We start from the raw sequence: 251 nt of genomic DNA, 5'->3' as shown, positions 1-251 counted from the left end.
GCAGGTTTGCATGCCAAGCGCCTTGACCGCAGTGATCATCTCACAGATCGAATCGACGTCGCGGTCCTTTGGGCTGCGCCACGCCGCAGCCATGCAGAAGCGAGTGGCCCCAGCATCGTTAGCGCGTTGCGCGGCGGCGACAACATCGGCGCAATCCATCATGCGGGTCGCTTTCAGGCCGGTGTGGTAATGCGCGCTTTGCGAGCAATAGCCGCAGTCTTCCGGACAACCACCGGTCTTGATGCTGAGCA

Annotated in this window: 1 pseudogene; it reads right to left on the bottom strand. The window is 61.8% G+C overall.

The features are described from left to right. Window positions 1–251 (bottom strand): annotated as a pseudogene (locus AC0L3S_RS39575) (biotin synthase BioB); the annotation flags it as partial.

The organism is Bradyrhizobium sp. Ken01, from assembly GCF_055807355.1.
This window is presented reverse-complemented; position numbering and strand designations above follow the sequence as displayed.